This window comes from Streptococcus sanguinis, assembly GCF_050223295.1.
In the GTDB taxonomy this organism is placed as follows: Bacteria; Bacillota; Bacilli; order Lactobacillales; family Streptococcaceae; genus Streptococcus; species Streptococcus sanguinis_X.
The window spans coordinates 2089093-2106377 of sequence record NZ_CP071424.1; the positions used below are offsets into that span (position 1 = coordinate 2089093).

The 17285-nt window shown below is 45.4% G+C and carries 17 protein-coding genes and 1 pseudogene; 4 read left to right on the forward strand and 14 right to left on the reverse strand.

Features of this window, described 5'->3' with window-relative positions:
- Nucleotides 1–5: 5 nt before the first annotated feature.
- The 7 genes from fni to gla form a co-directional block, all read right to left on the reverse strand.
- Nucleotides 6–1013: a type 2 isopentenyl-diphosphate Delta-isomerase gene (gene fni, locus J1C77_RS10255; RefSeq protein ID WP_002923149.1), complete on the reverse strand. Its 1008-nt coding sequence runs from the start codon at nt 1011–1013 to the stop codon at nt 6–8.
- The gene (locus tag J1C77_RS10260) at nt 994–2013 is read right to left on the reverse strand and encodes a phosphomevalonate kinase (protein WP_002923145.1); all 1020 of its coding nucleotides are present in this window, start codon (nt 2011–2013) and stop codon (nt 994–996) included. The genes fni and J1C77_RS10260 overlap by 20 nt, the downstream gene beginning before the upstream one ends.
- Nucleotides 2003–2950 carry a diphosphomevalonate decarboxylase gene (mvaD, locus tag J1C77_RS10265; RefSeq protein WP_002923143.1) on the reverse strand — a complete coding sequence of 316 codons (948 nt, stop codon included), beginning with the start codon at nt 2948–2950 and terminating at the stop codon, nt 2003–2005. Before mvaD ends, J1C77_RS10260 begins: the two co-directional genes overlap by 11 nt.
- On the reverse strand, nt 2932–3810 hold the full coding sequence (gene mvk / locus J1C77_RS10270) for a mevalonate kinase (RefSeq protein WP_002923140.1): 879 nt from the start codon (nt 3808–3810) through the stop codon (nt 2932–2934). The genes mvaD and mvk overlap by 19 nt, the downstream gene beginning before the upstream one ends.
- 150 nt (nt 3811–3960) lie before the next feature.
- Nucleotides 3961–4896 (reverse strand): serine hydrolase domain-containing protein, encoded by a 936-nt coding sequence (locus tag J1C77_RS10275; protein WP_002923138.1) that lies wholly within the window; start codon nt 4894–4896, stop codon nt 3961–3963.
- Nucleotides 4893–5627, reverse strand: coding sequence for a CppA N-terminal domain-containing protein (locus J1C77_RS10280; protein ID WP_002923137.1), 735 nt, complete (start codon nt 5625–5627; stop codon nt 4893–4895). Before J1C77_RS10280 ends, J1C77_RS10275 begins: the two co-directional genes overlap by 4 nt.
- A 234-nt stretch (nt 5628–5861) precedes the next feature.
- A complete protein-coding gene (gene gla, locus J1C77_RS10285; RefSeq protein WP_002914417.1) occupies nt 5862–6725 on the reverse strand; it encodes an aquaglyceroporin Gla in 864 nt (287 codons plus the stop codon).
- A gap of 104 nt (nt 6726–6829) precedes the next feature.
- Between gla and J1C77_RS10290 the strand changes: the two genes are divergently transcribed.
- Entirely contained in the window at nt 6830–9118 is a 2289-nt protein-coding gene (locus tag J1C77_RS10290) for a Xaa-Pro dipeptidyl-peptidase (protein WP_002923136.1), read from the forward strand.
- 80 nt (nt 9119–9198) lie between these two features.
- Here J1C77_RS10290 and J1C77_RS10295 read toward each other — a convergent pair whose 3' ends face one another.
- Complete coding sequence (locus J1C77_RS10295; protein WP_002896620.1) at nt 9199–9612, reverse strand: hypothetical protein; 414 nt, start codon at nt 9610–9612, stop codon at nt 9199–9201.
- Between the two features lie 169 nt (nt 9613–9781).
- On the opposite strand from J1C77_RS10295, the gene J1C77_RS10300 reads away from it, so the two are divergent.
- On the forward strand, nt 9782–10081 hold the full coding sequence (locus tag J1C77_RS10300) for a YbaB/EbfC family nucleoid-associated protein (RefSeq protein ID WP_032906355.1): 300 nt from the start codon (nt 9782–9784) through the stop codon (nt 10079–10081).
- Between the two features lie 116 nt (nt 10082–10197).
- On the opposite strand, the gene J1C77_RS10305 is transcribed toward J1C77_RS10300, so the two are convergent.
- Together J1C77_RS10305 and J1C77_RS10310 are read right to left on the reverse strand one after the other, a co-directional pair.
- Nucleotides 10198–11952 (reverse strand): glycerophosphoryl diester phosphodiesterase membrane domain-containing protein, encoded by a 1755-nt coding sequence (locus J1C77_RS10305; protein ID WP_002923133.1) that lies wholly within the window; start codon nt 11950–11952, stop codon nt 10198–10200.
- Nucleotides 11953–12041: 89 nt separating this feature from the next.
- On the reverse strand, nt 12042–12536 hold the full coding sequence (locus J1C77_RS10310; protein WP_002896624.1) for a DUF536 domain-containing protein: 495 nt from the start codon (nt 12534–12536) through the stop codon (nt 12042–12044).
- A gap of 300 nt (nt 12537–12836) precedes the next feature.
- On the opposite strand from J1C77_RS10310, the gene J1C77_RS10315 reads away from it, so the two are divergent.
- Nucleotides 12837–14012, forward strand: a complete 1176-nt coding sequence (locus J1C77_RS10315; RefSeq protein WP_002923132.1) for an NAD(P)/FAD-dependent oxidoreductase — start codon at nt 12837–12839, stop codon at nt 14010–14012.
- Nucleotides 14013–14056: 44 nt separating this feature from the next.
- A pseudogene (locus tag J1C77_RS10320) lies at nt 14057–14512 on the forward strand (8-oxo-dGTP diphosphatase).
- Between the two features lie 31 nt (nt 14513–14543).
- Here the strand turns inward: J1C77_RS10320 and J1C77_RS10325 are convergent.
- The 4 genes from J1C77_RS10325 to J1C77_RS10340 form a co-directional block, all read right to left on the reverse strand.
- Nucleotides 14544–15284 (reverse strand): MerR family transcriptional regulator, encoded by a 741-nt coding sequence (locus J1C77_RS10325; RefSeq protein ID WP_002919743.1) that lies wholly within the window; start codon nt 15282–15284, stop codon nt 14544–14546.
- Between the two features lie 104 nt (nt 15285–15388).
- On the reverse strand, nt 15389–16135 hold the full coding sequence (locus J1C77_RS10330) for a class I SAM-dependent methyltransferase (protein WP_049547847.1): 747 nt from the start codon (nt 16133–16135) through the stop codon (nt 15389–15391).
- A 123-nt stretch (nt 16136–16258) separates the two neighbouring features.
- The gene (locus J1C77_RS10335; protein WP_002923128.1) at nt 16259–16597 is read right to left on the reverse strand and encodes an AzlD domain-containing protein; all 339 of its coding nucleotides are present in this window, start codon (nt 16595–16597) and stop codon (nt 16259–16261) included.
- On the reverse strand, nt 16587–17282 hold the full coding sequence (locus J1C77_RS10340) for an AzlC family ABC transporter permease (RefSeq protein WP_002923127.1): 696 nt from the start codon (nt 17280–17282) through the stop codon (nt 16587–16589). The genes J1C77_RS10335 and J1C77_RS10340 overlap by 11 nt, the downstream gene beginning before the upstream one ends.
- Nucleotides 17283–17285 lie beyond the last annotated feature (3 nt).

The following is a 17285-nucleotide window of genomic DNA, read 5'->3' on the forward strand; positions in this document are numbered from 1 at the left end:
TTATGCTATTTAATCTGTTCCTGAGCTTCTTTTATCCGACCGTAGAGTAGATAGGGTACACTCTTTAATTCTTGCAAATTTCGGCAGGACAGGGCGCACATGATGAGGCGCAGATCTGATTTCCAGCTTTCTACAATATCAATAACCTCTTCCACCGAGTGATTTTCCACCAAGTCCAGCATGGCGCGAGAGAGGCCAACCGCCTTAGCTCCTAAGACCAGGGCTTTGATCATATCCAAAGGATGGCGGACACCTCCACTAGCCAAGAGTTCGACCTCATCGCGCAATGGCTGAAGCGCCAACAGGCTCTGCAGAGTAGATTGTCCCCAATCATTGAGGTAGTCACGATTGCCACCCCGCTGATTTTCAATATAGGCAAAGCTAGTGCCGCCACGGCCGGAAATATCAAAAGTCTGAATGCCCAAGGAGCGCGCTTCTTCGACAGTAGAGCGATCCATGCCAAAGCCAACTTCTTTAAGAATTAGGGGAAGATCCAGCCGCTGACTATAATCCGCCAAGTGCTGTCTCCAAGAGCGAAACTCCCGCTCGCCCTCCGGCATCAGCAATTCCTGCATGAGATTGACATGGACCTGCAAAAAGAGGGGCTGCAAATCAGCTACTGCCTGCTGGGCGGCTTGAAAAGGCTTGTCCAAGCCGATATTGGTAGCCAGCAATAAATTAGGTCGACCAGCCGCTACCTGATAGGAAGAATCAGAAGGATTTTTCAAGGCTGCGCTGTAAGAGCCAGTCACAAAAAGAAGGCCACAACTTTCAGCTACTTGAGCCAACTTTTCATTGATCTGACCGCCTTTTTGGCTGCCGCCAGTCATGGCATTGATATAAAAAGGAAAGTCCCAATCACGACCAGCAAAGTGAGTAGATAGGTCAATCTCTGCCAAATCATACTTGGGCAGAGAACGGTGAACCAGTTCCATTTCATCAAAACTGTTGTAACCCGGACGCTGCTCTAAAGCGTATTTGATATGGTCGTCCTTACGATTCTGGCTCATCATGGCCCATCCTTTCTCTGTATAATAGCTCAATGCCAGCTGCTTGCCAGGCTTGAATCAGTTGCTTGCTAGATGCGGCATCAAAGCTGAGAGCAATCCCGCAGTCGCCACCTCCAGCACCACTGCTCTTAGCCACACAGTTCAGTCCCTCTGCCGCTTCTTTTAAGACTTTCAGCCTGTCTGTATAAATAGCTGGGCTGAGCCTTTCTAATAGCTGACTAGCCTTTTCCATACTAGACTGAATAGCGAACTTCTCTCCTGCTAATAAAGCTCTCTCCAAAGCATCAACCTGCGTCCTACTGCCTGTCAAAAAGGACTCCGAAATAGCTGACTTGACCTGATTGACCAAGTCCTTAGAAATCGCCGGCTGCTTGGTCCAGCCAACTAGAAAATCCATGGCTAAGCAAGGCTTAATACTGCGAATTTCAAAACCCCAATCCTCTGCTAGTAATTGCTGTAAATCAACTTTGTCCATACGCTTGCGGACCAGCTCTCTATCAAAAGATTGGTAGTAAATCAGGTCTTCATAAGCAATGCAGGCTAGATCTCCCATGGAACCATTGTCTCCGCGCCTGAGGAGGACGTAAGAAGCCAGCTTAAAGAGCAGCTCTGGCTCTAAGTCCAGCTCATAAAGGGCTGCCATAGCCTTGATGGTCAGAATAGCAACACTACCGCTGGAGCCAATCCCGAACTTCTTGCCTTCTCTTTCCATCTTGCCACTAATCTTCAGAGAAAAAGGCTGAAGTTGGTAGCCTAAGGCTAGCAAATAAGTGTTCATAACCCCTACCGCCTCCTGAATCAAGGCATAATCAGGGTCTGACTCTAGGTTAGCGCTGTGTTCAAACATATCTGATGTCAAGCGATAGGCGGAGGCTGCCTGGATTTCCGCCGTCATATAGATAGGAATGGCCTTGATAATGGCCGGCTGACCTGCCGCCAGCACTGCATATTCACCCGCCAGATAGAGCTTGCCGCAGGTTTGAACTCTTGCATTAGTCTTCATCTGACAAGTCCTTTGTTTTGGAGACGATAAGTCGGTAGTCCTTCTCAAAAATGGCCACCAGATGGTCTAGGTCTTCCTCCAAGCAGAGCACCTTAACATTTGGTCCCGCGTCCATGGTAAAGTAGCAACGCTCGCCCTGCTCCCGTAGCTTTCTGACAGCATCCATAGCTTGGTAAGACTCCTCTGTCAGATAAGAAAACGGCGGATAAGCCTTTTCTGTCGTGGCATGCATTCGAAGAGCATTTTCCTCCGTCAGCTGGCCCACCTTGGCAAAATCATTGTCCTGCAAATAGCCTAGCATAGCCTGATAATCCAAGGCAGACTGGGCAATCCAATCTGGAAAAATCGTGGAAGTTTTGGCACAGAGCTCCATACCGTCGCGGCTGGAAATGGGCTTTTTCTCATCGTGCAGAACCAGCATAATCATGGCTAGTTTCAAATCCGTCTTGACTGGATAAATGGCCCCACTGTCCTTATCCCAGGCTGCTAGCGGACCAAAGAAAGACCGAGCAGATGATCCTGAAGCAAACTTAGCCAGCTGGGCCAGCTCTTGCGTCTGATAGCCCGTCTGAAAATAAGCATTGCAGGCCTTGACTAAGGCAGACAGACCACTGGAGCTGGAAGACAGACCCGCAGCTGTTGGCATATTGTTGCTGGTATCAACGCGGACAAAACCATCTTCTGGAGAGCGGAAGCGGTCAATAATCTTACTGATTTTGGCATGTTCTGCCGGGCTTTGTAGCTGGCTGTCAATATAAAACTCATCTCCAGTCGCTGTAGCCGGCAAAGGACTCAGCTGCGTCTCGGTATACATATTTTCCAGTGTCAGCGAGATACTGCTGGTAGACGGAATCATCTTTTCTGCATCTTTCTTCCCCCAATATTTGACAATTGCAATATTGGCATAGGATTTGACACTTACAGGCTTTCGATCCATGTGTTAATGGCCCCTTTCTCTCTCAATACGGTGGCTAAGACATCCGCCTGACTTCTTTCTCCTACAAGAGCAATGACACAGCCACCCAGACCGCCACCGCTCATCTTAGCTCCCAAAGCTCCATTTTCAAGAGCTGCCGCTACCAACTCATCTGCTTTCTGGCAAGAAACCCCTAGCTTGGCTAGCTTCTCATGAGCCTTGGTCATAGCTTGTCCCATTGTCATCAGATCCTTGATAGAAATGGCTTTCTCAAGGATTTTCGTTAAATTCCCCAATTCCTGCAGCAAAGGCAGAGCTTTTTGACCCTGACTTTCTACAGCACGGATAGCTTCGCGGGTATGACCGTGAATGCCCGTATCTGCAATGACTAAAAAGGCATCCAGATTTAGCTCAATCTCGCTGAAACCGAAATTGCGGATGAACTTAATAGCTACATCGCTAAGGCAGGTCTTGGCATCAAGGCCACTGGGATTCATATGGGCAATCATCTCTGCCCGATTGGCCAGAATCTCCAGTGTCTGGTCATCTAGTTCTTCCTCAAAGTAGTCAAAGACCGCCCGAATAGCTGCAATACTAACTGCGGCTGAAGACCCCATCCCCCTCTTCTCAGGGACCATGGACTCCACCTGACAGCGAATCTTAGACCCCTGCCGACCTAGATGTTCTAGACAGGCAAAAACAGCCATAGACAGCGTATCCTCGGCGTAGAGGGTCCAGGCCCGCTCAGACGGAAAGACCTGACAGGTCACTTCAATACGATTAAGGGGCAGGGAAATGGCCGGATAGCCGTAGACCACCGAATGCTCTCCCATTAAAATAATTTTACTATGTGCCTTGCCGACACCGATTTCTTTTGTCATATTCTTCTCTTGTCTATAGATTCTCTCTATCTTATTTTAATATACTTTGGCAAAAAAAGCGATTTTTATTAAGAGAAAATCACTGGGGCTAGAGACTGATATTTATATAGGCAGACATGATAAAACCCCGGGGCTTGCAGCCGGAGTCTTTTAAAGTTCTTTTCTTATCAGGTCCATCAGCTGGTTACGATCCAAGATCCATTGAGCCCGCTCGTCTTTTTCATAGGTCCGGTTGGATAGGAAAATAGCCGCCTTTTGCTCCTTGCGATTATACATGATAAAGGTTCCCGTGTAACCAGTGTGATCCAGCCAGCAGCCCTCTAGATTCCAGGCTAGACTGCGTCTTTTGCTTAGCTCCTTGGAAAAATTTTGGGTCAGATTGCCCGCAAAGTCATCCTGCAGATAATGTTCCAGAAATATTTCCAAATCCTTGAGAGTTGAAAATAAGCCAGCACTGCCAGCATGGACACCCAGCACACGCGCCTTAGGGTCATGAACCTGACCATCCTGGACACCCCGAACGGTCGGCACAGCTCCTGGAACTGGCCCAAAACCTGTCTCAGTCAAACCCCAAGGCTGGAAAATCTGACTTTGAAAAATCTGATCCAAGGCCTGACCATAGATCTCTTCCAGCATAAAGCCCAAGAGCAGAAAATTCACATCCGTATAGCGGAAGGTCTTACCTTCAAGCACTGTCAAATGATTGAGTGCTACTTTCAACTCGGGAGCTGTCAGCTGATCACGATTGGGAATAAAGGGATCTAGTCCTGATGTGTGGGTCAAGAGCTGACGCAAGGTCACGTCTTCTCGATGGAAGGCCGGATAGTAATGCTGCAAGGGCAAATCCAGCTCCAGCTTGCCCTGCTCATACAAAAAGGCTGCCAGAGTACCAACTCCGACCACCTTGCTGACGCTAGCCAAGTCATAGACCAAACCCGCTTGAGTGGCCTTTTTTTCTTGCGGATCAGCTAGACCAAAGTAGAATTCATGCCACTGGCAAGCTTGATACAAGGCCAGACTAGCACCGGGATAGATACCGTCTTTCAGCTGTTCTTTGATTTTGCTGATGATTTTTTCTAGAGTCATGCTTCAAACCACAATTCAATCTTGCTCGAATCCTGACTCAGCAGGAACTTATCTGACTTGGGTACAAAGATTTCGTGCCCTTCAAAGACAGGACGCAGCGAAGCGGTTTCTAAACGATTGACCTGAGCTTTGAGCATGGTCAAGTCCCAAGTTAGGGCATTGTCTGCCTGCAAGTCTTGACCCTCTGCTTCTATAAAGGTCAGAAAGTCCAGCGCATTTTCAATCTTGCTATAAAATTCTTGAGCTTCATTGGCATCAGGCACACGAATTTCTACCGTCTCTATCTCAAATTGGCCAAGACCGATGAAGTCCTCTTGCTTTTCAAATTCAGGCGCTGCCGTGACTTCCTGCAGATTTGCTCTATTCTCTTCTGCGTGCAGGAGAACTAGGTCGCCTTCTGGCGACAGGGCTTCAAAAGCATAACCTTTCTCTCCTTGATACAGCTTTGTCCAAGCAGGCTTTTGGGCCAATAGAGACTCGATTTCTTTAGCATCTGCAACCTTGACAACGATTCTGGCTAATTTTTTAGGACCTTTTACTCGCCGCGACCGCATACTGGGTGATTCTTCCAGTTGCAGTTTCTCTGTCTTAGTCTGATCTCCCAAAGACAGAAAAGCAGCTTCCTCTAAAATGGCCTTCATGCCCAGCTGATTTACAAAAAACTCTTGGTTTAAATGACGATTATTGATTTTTAATACAGGGATAATTCTAATAATATGATTCGCGCTCATAATTCCTCCAAACCATTTTATTGTAATGGATTTTCATCTTTTTGACAAGAAATTATGCGCAAATAAACAATTTTTAAAACAAGAAGGACTTGGATTTATTGGTAAACGGTCTGAGCAATGACCCTTAGAGATAGTGAAATAAATATAAAATTGCCAAACTTGCTTCTTCCTCTTTACCTTCTCTATCGTTCGAAAAAAGAGTTGGGGAAATCCCCCAACTCTGATCTTATGTGCTTATCCGTAGATTGTTTTAAACAAGAGGACTGCTGTGATACCTGCAAGAATCGGTGCCACAACTGGAACCCAAGAATACCACCATTTTGAATCACCCTTGTGTTTGCCCAAAACAGATTCTGGCAGGATGAAGTGGAGGATACGAGGTCCTAGGTCACGAGCTGGGTTCAGCCCAGGTCCAGTAGGGCCTCCCAGAGAGGTTACCAAAGCCATTACCAAGAAACCAAGTGCCAAGTGAGCGACTGAAAGACCAGCTGCAGTATGCGGAGCCACTTGCGCTTTCACTGCTGCATCAGTCAACTGCTGACCAGATTGCTCAATAAATGGTTTCAAATATTGTAACGCTTCTGCCCCAAAGAAGTTCTTAGTCAAGCCTAGAGCAGCAAAGAAAAGAACAAAAGAACCAACAAATTCATTAATAAAACCATTGAACAAGGCAGCTTTACGTGATTCAGGTGTGCCATGGTCTAGGCTAGAGATAGTAGAGAAAGTACCTAAGATATTGTTAGGATTTTCTGTTTTCAGATAGTAAGGACGGTGGGTCGCAACGACCAAGGCCTGTCCGAAGATAGCTCCCAAAATCTGTGCTGCAATGTATGGCGCAACCTGTGCCCAAGGGAAATACCCGCTGACAGCAAGTCCCAAAGTAAAGGCAGGGTTGATATGGTTACCAGACACATTACCAAACATCAAAGCTGGAATCATGACCCCCATACCGTAACCGACAGCGATGACTAACCAACCGCTCTGGTGTCCCTTAGTTCCTTTTAATTCAACGTTGGCAACAGCTCCGTTCCCCAAGACAATGAGGATAGCTGTTCCTAAAAATTCTGTGGCGTATTTAACGACCCATTCGAAATCCATTTAGTGATACTCCTTAAATATTTTTTAGACAAAGTCTATTTTATCAAGTATAATGGATAATGTAAAGGTCATTTTTTATAAAAATAAGAAAAAGAGGGAAGAATATGCGTTTTAATCAGTATAGTTATGCAAAAACGAAACGGGAAAATATGTTGATAGAATTAGCTGAATTAGGCTTTTTTTATGACAGCAATCGCTCTGATAAGGAAAATCTTGAAGATTTTCTCCGCACCAGCTTTTTCACTTATAAAAATACAGATTATCTCTTAAAATCCTGGGCTGCTGACAGCCAAACAGACCTGCTGAGCTTTTTCCAGTCTAACAGAGAACTGACGGCGTCTGTCTTTTACACTGTGGCCTTTCAGCTACTTGAGTTCTCGCCCTTTATTGATTTTACGGATGTTGAGGCCTTTCGCAAAGAAACAGGCTTTCCCATTACATTTGGAGACTTGTTGGAAAACCTCTACCAGCTGCTCAACACTCGGACAAAAAATGGCAACCTCTTAGTTGATAAGCTAGTCAGCGAGGGTTTGATTCCTGAGGACAATACCCACCACTACTTCAACAGCAAAAGCCTGGCAACCTTTTCCAGCCATGATGCCATCCGAGAAGTGGTTTATGTGGAATCACGCGTCGATACTGATCGAGACGGTCGGCCAGATCTCATCAAGGTCAGCATTATCCGGCCCCGCTATCAAGGACAAGTCCCTGCGGTTATGACCGCTTCTCCTTATCATCAAGGAACCAATGATCCCGCCAGTGACAAGGCGCTTCATGATATGAATGTGGACTTAGTAAAAAAAGATCCTCATCAAATCACAGTACAAGATCCTGAGCTTAAATTGCTCCAACTGGATTTGCCAGCTCCGGCCCAAGAAGTCTCTGAAGCCGAGGAAAAATTAGGCCATATCGGCACCTACACGCTCAATGACTACTTGCTGCCCCGCGGCTTTGCCAATCTCTATGTGTCTGGCGTGGGAACTAAAGACTCTGAAGGACTGATGACCAGCGGCGACTATCAGCAGATCGAGGCTTATAAGAACGTTATTGATTGGCTCAATGGCCGATGTCGAGCCTTCACCGACCACACTCGCCAACGGGAAATCAAGGCCATTTGGTCCAACGGAAAAGTGGCTACGACCGGTATCTCCTATCTGGGCACCATGTCCAACGGACTGGCAACAACCGGTGTAGATGGGTTGGAAGTCATTATCGCTGAAGCTGGGATTTCTTCTTGGTACAACTACTACCGCGAAAACGGCCTTGTCACAAGTCCTGGCGGCTATCCAGGAGAGGATTTTGAATCCCTGACCGAACTGACCTACTCCCGCAACCTGAGGGCTGGTGACTACCTGCGCAACAACGACGCCTATCAGCAAAGCCTAGAGCAGCAGCGCAAAGACCTAGATCGGCGAACCGGAGATTACAATCAATTTTGGCATGACCGCAACTACCTGCTCCATGCAGATAAGGTCAAGGCCGAAGTCGTCTTCACCCACGGCTCTCAAGACTGGAATGTCAAGCCTCTCCATGTCTATAATATGTTTCGGGCCTTACCGCCCCACATCAAAAAGCATCTTTTCTTCCATAACGGTGCCCATGTTTACATGAACAACTGGCAGTCCATCGACTTCCGTGAGTCTATCAATGCTCTGCTGAGCAAGAAACTGCTGGGATGTGAATCAGACTTCGAACTGCCAGCAGTCATCTGGCAGGACAACAGCCAAGCTCAAAGTTGGCTGACCTTGGAAGACTTCGGTGGACAAGAGCAGAAACTTCATCTCCAACTAGGCCAAGACTGCCAATCTATCCAAAATCAATATCCAGAAGAAGACTATAATCGTTTTGCCAAAAATTACCAAAGCTTCAAGACTGAGCTTTTTGAAGGTAAGGTCAACCAGATTACTCTGGACTGGACCTTGGAAAAGAACCTCTTTCTCAACGGAGTCACCCAGCTCAATCTTCGCCTCAAATCCAGCACCGATAAGGGATTGATTTCTGCCCAATTGTTGGACTTCGGACCAGCTAAGCGCCTCACAGCAATTCCTACGCCTATTGAACCTAGAGTCATGGACAACGGCCGCTACTATATGCTGGACAATCTAGTTGAACTCCCCCATACTGAAACGCCTCATCGCGTCATCACTAAAGGCTTCATCAACCTGCAAAACCGGACCAACCTACTGACTGTCGAAGAAGTCACTCCTGACCAATGGCTGGAATTTTCCTTTGAACTGCAACCAACTATCTATAAGATGAAAAAAGGCGACCAACTGCGCCTTGTCCTCTACACTGCAGACTTTGAGCATACCGTCCGTGATAAGACTGACTATCAGCTGACGGTAGATTTGGAGCAATCTAGTTTGGATTTGCCAACCATGACATCACATTAATAAAAGAAAAAGACGCTGAAATTCAGCGCTTCAGATTGAAGACAAAGTCCTAAGAACAGAAGTTTCTAAGGGCTTTTCTTTTATTGTAGATTGAGATATTCCTCTGCATATTTTTTATAATCTGGCTTTTCCTTGCGGTTCATAGCAAAGAGCATACTGCCTGTGAGATAGTCATCGTCTGAGTCAGGAATTAGCATAATAGCAATGTTTTTATCTTTCTCAGGAAAGACGATAGAAAATGTTCCGCCATTATCTTTCCGAGTCAGGCCGTAATAACTCACTCCATTCTTAAAACCAACTGCATTTTGAGTATACTCATACTCTTCTTCGTTGACAATAATGGTCTTGTCTTTTATTTCAATGGTCTTTTGTTCACCGCTAGCATCCTGTACATTCCATTTTCCCTGAATTTTGGGACTGCCGCTACAGCCAATTAGGATAAAAAGGGATGAGAGCACTACCAACAGCAAAGCTTTTATCTTCTTGTTTTTCAAGTTGTCTTCTCCTTGGTATATAGATTCATGACCATTCTACTATAAAGGCTAAATTTTTGTCAAACCTCTTAGAAATCTTCTTCTTGCCACTTTTCCAAAAAATGATATAATTTGAAGAGTGAAGATTACCAAGGGCTTAACCCTTGCGAGAGAAAGGAAAGAAAATCTTATGATGAACATGCAAAGCATGATGAAGCAAGCACAAAAGCTTCAAAAACAAATGGAAAAAGGACAGGCAGAACTGGCTGCAACAGAATTTACCGGCAAATCAGCTCAAGACTTAGTCGTTGCTAAACTGACTGGCGATAAAAAGGTAGTCAGCATTGACTTCAATCCAGCAGTTGTGGATCCTGAAGATTTGGAAACTCTGTCAGAGATGACTGCGCAGGCCCTGAATCACGCGCTGGCTCAGATTGATGAGGCCACTCAGAAGAAAATGGGTGCTTTCGCAGGCAAATTGCCATTTTAAGCAAGATAAATAACCTTCCAACTTGACTAAACATAAGTCAAGCAATACTCGAACCAGCAAAAAAGGCTGAGATTCTTCAGTCTTTTTTGATTTATAGTCGTTCCCTCACCAGTCCACTACACAAAATTAAGCAAATCCGCTGCCTTGCTCATCAAAAGCAGGGCATAGTCGGGTTTGTTTTGCAGCTCCTTGATGGAGCTCTGAACCAGCTCTAAATCATCAGTTATCATGCCATCAACACCCAAGCGGAAGGATTTGCCGATGCTGTCTGCATCATTGATGGTCCAGTCATAAAGCTTCTTATCCGTCGTCCATAGCTTATCGACAAAGTTTTCATCGAGAGTCGAATACTCCATCGTATAGCCGGAAGCCAGTGTCCGTGGGAAAATAGTATTGTAGGGCAGGATAAAGAAAGTCGGTATGCTCTTATCATACTGGACTGTCTTGTCAATAACCTGATAGTCCAAAGACTGAATCTGGTGGCCATAAACCTTGATATTGGCTCCGTATTGACTCAGAAAACGGTCCATCATATCGTCTGAGTCCAAGCTGCTGGTCTTGATTTCTATCAAGAGTCTCTGGCCCATTTGATTGGCTCGTTTGAGATAAGCATCAAAGCTGGAAATTTTGGCAGTGTGTCCATTTTCTGAAATATCTAAAGCCGTCAGCTCTTGCAGAGTCAGCTCTTGCGGTCTGGCATCAACGCCAGCCAAGGCTTTTAGATTGGCATCGTGCATCATGACAAACTGGCCATCCTTAGTCTCCTGAACATCCATTTCGATATAGTCTGGCTTGAGCAGGGCGGTTTTCTCTAGCGACTCAACCGTATTCTGAACACCATTTCCCTGCGAAACTCCACGATGCGAGATGGTCAGAGGGACGTTTTCCAAGGGCAGATTGAGATAGACAAAGCCTTCAAGGGCAAAGACAGAGCTAGTGACCAAAAGGATAAACCAGCGCATGAGAGGCAGGCCTTTCCTGTAGCGGTATTCAGACAGCTTACTGTCTGTCAGAAAAGCCACAAACTTAATCAGAAAGTAGGCTACCATGAAGTAATAAGCCAGCTTGATGAGGCAGTAATTGAGAACCGCTGCTGTCAAGGCTATCTGATTGGACTGGCCATCCGCATACTGCTGCAACATCAAAATCGGAATGCTGCTTAAAAGAAAGAAGAGAAAGCTCTTGGCCAATATCCAAAAGAGCTGCCAAGTATAGCGAATCAAGCGCCCCTTGGTCTTCTCCAAACTATACCGAATCGCGTCTCGTAGGCGGAAATGCTCAAAAAAGAGCTTGGGCAGGGCAAACATCAGTCGGACAGCTATCAAAAAAAGCAGAAAACCTAAAGCATAGATTGATAATTTCATCCATAAGGCCGTCTTGAGATAGGTCACGATAAATTCTGGAATCAGAATTTTATTCAAATAGTAGATTTTGAGAATTTGCCGCAGAAAGGGAAAGATAAAGCCCATATACAGTGCAATAAAGAGGACCTTGCTGGGCCGGGCGTAGCGAATCAGCGAGCCGCTGTCTTTGAGACTTTTCTTAATAAACTGAAAGGCGCTTCGTTCTTCCTCGTCCAGAAGATTTCGGAGCCCCATAAATATCAGTCCAATCTGAAAATAAGCGACAAAGAGGTTGGCCGCAAAAAGCGCTAGAAAGGCCAAGCCAACCCAGACATTCGAAGTCAGGACTTTAAGGGCATTCGTATAAGATAAGAAGAGATAGCCTGTCTGCTTGAGCAGAGTCTCTGCTGCAAAGGAGTTGAAAGGCACCCAAGCCAGCTCCATAAGTATAAAGACTGTGAAAAAGAGCAACAGAATTTTATCAAGATTGCGATAGAGACGTAAAAGTCCCAGTCTTTGTGATTTCATTTTCCTCCTTTATTTGTGAACGATACAAAACTTGCTAAAAAGCGATTCTTATTTAAAACAAGGTTGAGACAGATGTCCCAACCTTATTTTTATTTTCCAAATAAACGTGCCCAGAAGCCCTTGCTTTCCTGCTCCTGCACCTTTTCCTTGGCTTCATCCAACTCCAACAGCAAGGTTTCACGTTCATTCATAGCCTTAGCTGTTAGCTGCTGCTGCTGGTCCAACTGCTTGTCCTTTTCAGCAATCTGGACATCCTTGATGCGCAGCTGCTCATCTTTCTTAGCCAGCTGGCTGTCCTTGGCCTTAAGCTGCTCATAGAGACGGACAATCTCAGCATTTTTTTCGTCCACCAAGATTTCCATCAGCTCGCGTTGCTTCACATCTTCGCTAACAGGTTCATCTTCAAAAATAGTTTTCTTATAAATCTCTTCCAGCTTAATCAAGCCGCTGCGGGTCACCACCGTGACTCCTTTTTCATTCTTTTCCGTATCTTCTGGCGGCAGTGCCTTGACACGATTGTTAATCGCCTGGCGGCTAACTCCAAGAATCTCGGCTAACTCGCTGACTGTCTTTTCAATTGCCATAATTTCCTCAAAAACTTTTTCTAGTTTGTAGATACCTAAATCTTATCATATCAAGCCTTAACTGTCAAATTTCACAATATTTTTTGAGCCTGACTCCTATCTTTTTAGCCCTTTTTTATGATACAATGAGACAAATTAGTTTAGTAAGAAAAATAAAAAAGATTGAATGTAGAAACCTCGAGATTTCTAGTTTCATTCTTCCAAGAGGAGCGGTAAGGCTGCAAAAAGGATACTCAGATAGGAAGTGCAAGATCTCCGACTGATAACGAACACCCCCTCTCCACGAAAGGAAAAAGATACATGAACCATTTCGACACAATCATCATCGGCGGAGGACCAGCCGGCATGATGGCTGCTATTTCCAGTTCTTTCTACGGACAGAAGACCCTGCTCCTCGAGAAAAATAAACGACTGGGCAAGAAACTAGCTGGTACAGGTGGCGGACGCTGCAATGTGACCAACAACGGAAACCTAGATGACCTCATGGCCGGTATTCCAGGCAACGGGCGCTTTCTTTACAGCGTCTTTTCCCAGTTTGACAACCATGATATCATCAACTTCTTTACAGAGAACGGTGTCAAACTCAAGGTTGAGGACCACGGCCGTGTTTTCCCTGCGACAGACAAGTCCCGCACCATCATCGAAGCTTTGGAAAAGAAAATTGCAGAGCTGGGTGGCACTGTCATCACCAATACTGAAATCGTCTCCGTTAAAAAATCCGACGAGCTTTTTACTGTCAGATCCAGCGATCAGACTTGGACCTGCCTGAAATTGATTGTGACGACTGGCGGCAAGTCCTACTCTTCAACAGGCTCGACAGGCTTTGGTCACGATATTGCCCGACACTTCAAGCACACGGTGACTGACCTGGAAGCTGCTGAAAGTCCTCTTCTGACTGACTTTCCTCACAAAGCGCTTCAGGGGATTTCGCTGGACGATGTGACCCTCAGCTATGGCAAGCATGTCATCACCCACGACTTGCTCTTTACCCACTTTGGCCTATCAGGTCCGGCAGCTCTGCGCTTGTCTAGCTTTGTCAAGGGCGGTGAAACCATCTATCTGGACCTTTTGCCACAGATGAGTCAGCAGGCTCTGGCGGATTTTTTAGAAGAACATCGGGAAAAATCCCTGAAGAACTGCCTGAAAATCCTCCTGCCCGAGCGAATGGCAGACTTTTTTGCCCAACCCTTTCCCGAGAAAGTCAAACAAGTCAATCTCAGTGAAAAAGAGACTCTCATCAAGCAAATCAAGGAACTAGCAATCCCTGTCACTGGCAAAATGTCCCTGGCCAAGTCCTTTGTAACCAAAGGCGGCGTCAACCTCAAAGAAATTAATCCCAAAACTCTGGAAAGCAAACTGGTTCCCGGTCTCCACTTTGCTGGAGAGGTCCTAGACATCAATGCCCACACGGGTGGTTTCAACATCACATCTGCCCTCTGCACTGGCTGGGTGGCAGGGAGCTTGCAGTATGAGTGATTGTTTAGATTCCACCATTCATCTCAAACAAAAGGAAGAAACAAATGAATCGACTGGAAAATGTAGAATTCGTCAATATGTGCATGATTTATGACGGAGAAAAAGTTCTCGTCCAAGAACGAGTCAAGTCTGACTGGCCCGGCATCACTTTTCCTGGCGGGCATGTAGAGCGTGGAGAATCTTTTACCGATGCAGTTATCAGAGAAGTCAAAGAAGAAACTGGATTAACCATATCCAAGCCTCAACTTTGCGGCATAAAGGATTGGTATGATGATAAAGATTTTCGTTATGTCGTCCTGCTCTATAAGACAAGGCACTATTCTGGTGTACTGTAATCCTCAAATGAAGGAAAGGTCTGGTGGGAAGAGTTTAAAAATCTGTCCCATTTAAAGCTGCCAACCAGTGACATGTCTGATATACTGCGTGTTTTTTTAGAAGACGATTTAAGTGAATTCTTTTACTATAAAGACGATGACGACTGGCTTTATGACTTGAAGTAGAATAAAATAGGCTAGGAAATTCCTAGCCTATTTATTTCACATTTGTCTGCACATAAGCAGCAATCACATCTGCTGTGTACTGGGCAGTTCCTGATCCAAATTGATCGATATTCTTCTTGAATTCTGGATTGTGGACATAGCCCTGACCGATGTGGGCAAAGACTTGCAGTGAGCAGTCAAAACCGTAAGTACGAATGGCTTGCAAGAGACGCGCTGCCTGCTCTTGATTTTCTGCTGCTTCAACTGGCAAGCCTTGTTGCATATTCTCTGCCAGACTTTGAAAAACTTGATTGAAGGCTGCGGCAGATTCTTCTTCCCGTCCATTTTGACGAGTCAATGCTTCCGACATGACTTCTTGACCGTATTCTTCGACGGCTTCTTGATGATATTTGTGATTATCTTCGTAGGTAAAGCCTGCGAATTTTTCTTTCATTGTCATCTTTCTTTCTCCTTTTTCTTCTTGGATAGTTTTTTGTAAGGTGGAAATCAAGGTATCCAAGCGGTCTCTTTCCTGCTGCAAATACTCTAACTGCCTAACCAGATGCGGCAATAAAGCCTGTTCATCCTGACTCAGCAGCTCTGCTATTTTCTCCAAAGAAAAGCCCAGATACTTATAGTAGAGGATGACCTGCAGCCGCTCTAAATCAGCTTGGCTATATGTCCGATAGCCATTTTCTGATTTGGCGGGGACTAACAGTCCGATTTTATCATAATGATGCAGGGTTTTCACAGAGACACCTGAGAGCTGCGCCGCTTCTTTGATATGGTACATGATAGACCTCCTTACCACTATAGTATAAACCCTGACCTAAGGTCAGGGTCAAGCTTTTTTAAAAATTTTTTTAACCGCCGTAGTTCTTCCAAAGTGGCTAGCAATTACTTACGAGAAATCATGGCAATAAAGCCCAGTTTTTCTTGATTCTTTTGGAACATCTTAAACATCTTCATAAACTGGCCGTAGTTCTCTTTTTTAAGGGCATTAAAGCAGATTTTCAGAGTTCCTCCAAGTCCTTCATCATAAATCATACCTCGAAGACTCATCAAGGTCATTTCACCGACAAAGGTGTCCACACGGTCAAAAGCATGAGAACGTGCCAGCTGAATCCAAGATCCCTCGGTTAGAGGCCCCACATTGACATTAATCGCACGAGATAGCTCTTCTCGGACATTCTCATCTTTTTGCTTGAGCATGACGTCGTGGGTGAGGAGCACTCCACCTGGCTTCAGCACCCGATAGTACTCATCCATACATTTAGCTTTCCCCTTATCCGTCTGCATGGTCAACATAGCTTCATTGATAACAATATCAAAAGAATTGTCATCATAAGGCAGCTTCATGGCATTAGCCTGCTCAAATGTGACGAGTTCACTAACACCATCTTTGTCTCCATTAAGCTTAGCCTGAGCCAGCGCAGCCTTATCCAAATCAACTGCAGTAATCTGGCAACCATATTTTTTTGCTAATTCAATCGTTGTAGTTCCCATATTGCAGGCAACTTCTAGAACTTTCTTATCGCTGGAAAACTGCCCCTGCTCAATCAGCCAGTCAGTTGCCAGCTTACCACCGGGACGAAGGCGTTTCTTTCCTAATTTTGCTAAAAATTTATGACCTGCTTCTGCCATTTCCGAACCTCCATGATTTTGATTGCTTCCATTATAGCATAAAATATTATATTTTCAGATAATTCTTAGAATTTAGCAAAAAAACAGACCGAATCGACCGATTCAATCTGTCTTGTATCTTCTTTACAGCCCAAGAAATCCAGCCAGATAGCGTAGCAGGGCCACCAAGACCACGCCAAATATAACAGTTGCAATTAAGTTTTTATACTTAAAAGCCACATAGCTAGTCGGAAAAATGGCCATTAAATCCAGCCATTTAAAACTCGGCAACTGGCCTGTTTTAGCATTGGTGACACTGGACAGGATTAGGGCAAAGATAATGGAAACTGGCAGATATTTGAGAAAACGCTCTACCATGGGCGGAAGCCCCTTGTACTTGACTAGGATAAAGGGCAAAACCCGCGGAATCCAAGTGACTAGGGCTGACAAAAGAATGGCCAGCAAAATATACTTACTTATCATCCAAAATCACCCCCACCGTACAGCCTAGCAAGGTTGCAAAAAGCACCGCTAACGAATTTTGAAGCAGCATGGTTAGGAGCAAGTAGGCAATGCCCACCACACCCAAGACGAAAAAGAGCTTCTTTATCTTGACCCGACGCAGCATGATTGTAAACTGAGAAGAGAAAATACCAATAAACATGGCGACTAGGGCAAAGTCTAGGCCAAAGCTCTCAGGATTGGGCAGAAGGGCGCCGAGGGCAGTTCCTAAAATAGTACCCAAAACCCAAGAAGTATAACTCATGAAATTGTTACCCATCATCCAGCTAGCCGCAATCTCTTCTGTATGCACCTGCTCTCCCATCAAGACCCCATAAGATTCGTCCGTCAAAAAAGAGCCAATGACAATATTCTGCATCAAGCTAGCCTTACGAAAAAGGGTCGATGCATGCAGACAGAGCAGAAGATGCCGGATATTGATGAGAAAAACAGTCAGTGCGATGGCCAAAACCGGCGCCTGCTGGGCAAATAAACCAATCATGGCAAACTGGGCACTGCCAGCATAAACTAGAATACTCATCAGCCCCATCTCCAAGGGATTCATATAAGGCGCCGCCATGATGCCGCAAGCTAGACCAATTCCAATATAGCCCAGAGCCGTTGGCACTGCCGCTTGTGCCCCCTGTTTAAATGTCTGTCCGCGCATTCT

What these genes read in the sequence shown, in the direction of transcription:
- J1C77_RS10335 (WP_002923128.1), bottom strand. Translation starts at nt 16,597, where the DNA reads ATGATAAGTAAGTATATTTTGCTGGCCATTCTTTTGTCAGCCCTAGTC.
- J1C77_RS10330 (WP_049547847.1), bottom strand. Translation starts at nt 16,135, where the DNA reads ATGGCAGAAGCAGGTCATAAATTTTTAGCAAAATTAGGAAAGAAACGC.
- mvaD (WP_002923143.1), bottom strand. Translation starts at nt 2,950, where the DNA reads ATGGATCGAAAGCCTGTAAGTGTCAAATCCTATGCCAATATTGCAATT.
- gla (WP_002914417.1), bottom strand. Translation starts at nt 6,725, where the DNA reads ATGGATTTCGAATGGGTCGTTAAATACGCCACAGAATTTTTAGGAACA.
- J1C77_RS10315 (WP_002923132.1), top strand. Translation starts at nt 12,837, where the DNA reads ATGAACCATTTCGACACAATCATCATCGGCGGAGGACCAGCCGGCATG.
- J1C77_RS10305 (WP_002923133.1), bottom strand. Translation starts at nt 11,952, where the DNA reads ATGAAATCACAAAGACTGGGACTTTTACGTCTCTATCGCAATCTTGAT.
- J1C77_RS10280 (WP_002923137.1), bottom strand. Translation starts at nt 5,627, where the DNA reads ATGAGCGCGAATCATATTATTAGAATTATCCCTGTATTAAAAATCAAT.
- fni (WP_002923149.1), bottom strand. Translation starts at nt 1,013, where the DNA reads ATGATGAGCCAGAATCGTAAGGACGACCATATCAAATACGCTTTAGAG.
- J1C77_RS10325 (WP_002919743.1), bottom strand. Translation starts at nt 15,284, where the DNA reads ATGTACCATATCAAAGAAGCGGCGCAGCTCTCAGGTGTCTCTGTGAAA.
- J1C77_RS10275 (WP_002923138.1), bottom strand. Translation starts at nt 4,896, where the DNA reads ATGACTCTAGAAAAAATCATCAGCAAAATCAAAGAACAGCTGAAAGAC.
- J1C77_RS10340 (WP_002923127.1), bottom strand. Translation starts at nt 17,282, where the DNA reads ATGCGCGGACAGACATTTAAACAGGGGGCACAAGCGGCAGTGCCAACG.
- J1C77_RS10290 (WP_002923136.1), top strand. Translation starts at nt 6,830, where the DNA reads ATGCGTTTTAATCAGTATAGTTATGCAAAAACGAAACGGGAAAATATG.
- J1C77_RS10300 (WP_032906355.1), top strand. Translation starts at nt 9,782, where the DNA reads ATGATGAACATGCAAAGCATGATGAAGCAAGCACAAAAGCTTCAAAAA.
- J1C77_RS10260 (WP_002923145.1), bottom strand. Translation starts at nt 2,013, where the DNA reads ATGAAGACTAATGCAAGAGTTCAAACCTGCGGCAAGCTCTATCTGGCG.
- mvk (WP_002923140.1), bottom strand. Translation starts at nt 3,810, where the DNA reads ATGACAAAAGAAATCGGTGTCGGCAAGGCACATAGTAAAATTATTTTA.
- J1C77_RS10310 (WP_002896624.1), bottom strand. Translation starts at nt 12,536, where the DNA reads ATGGCAATTGAAAAGACAGTCAGCGAGTTAGCCGAGATTCTTGGAGTT.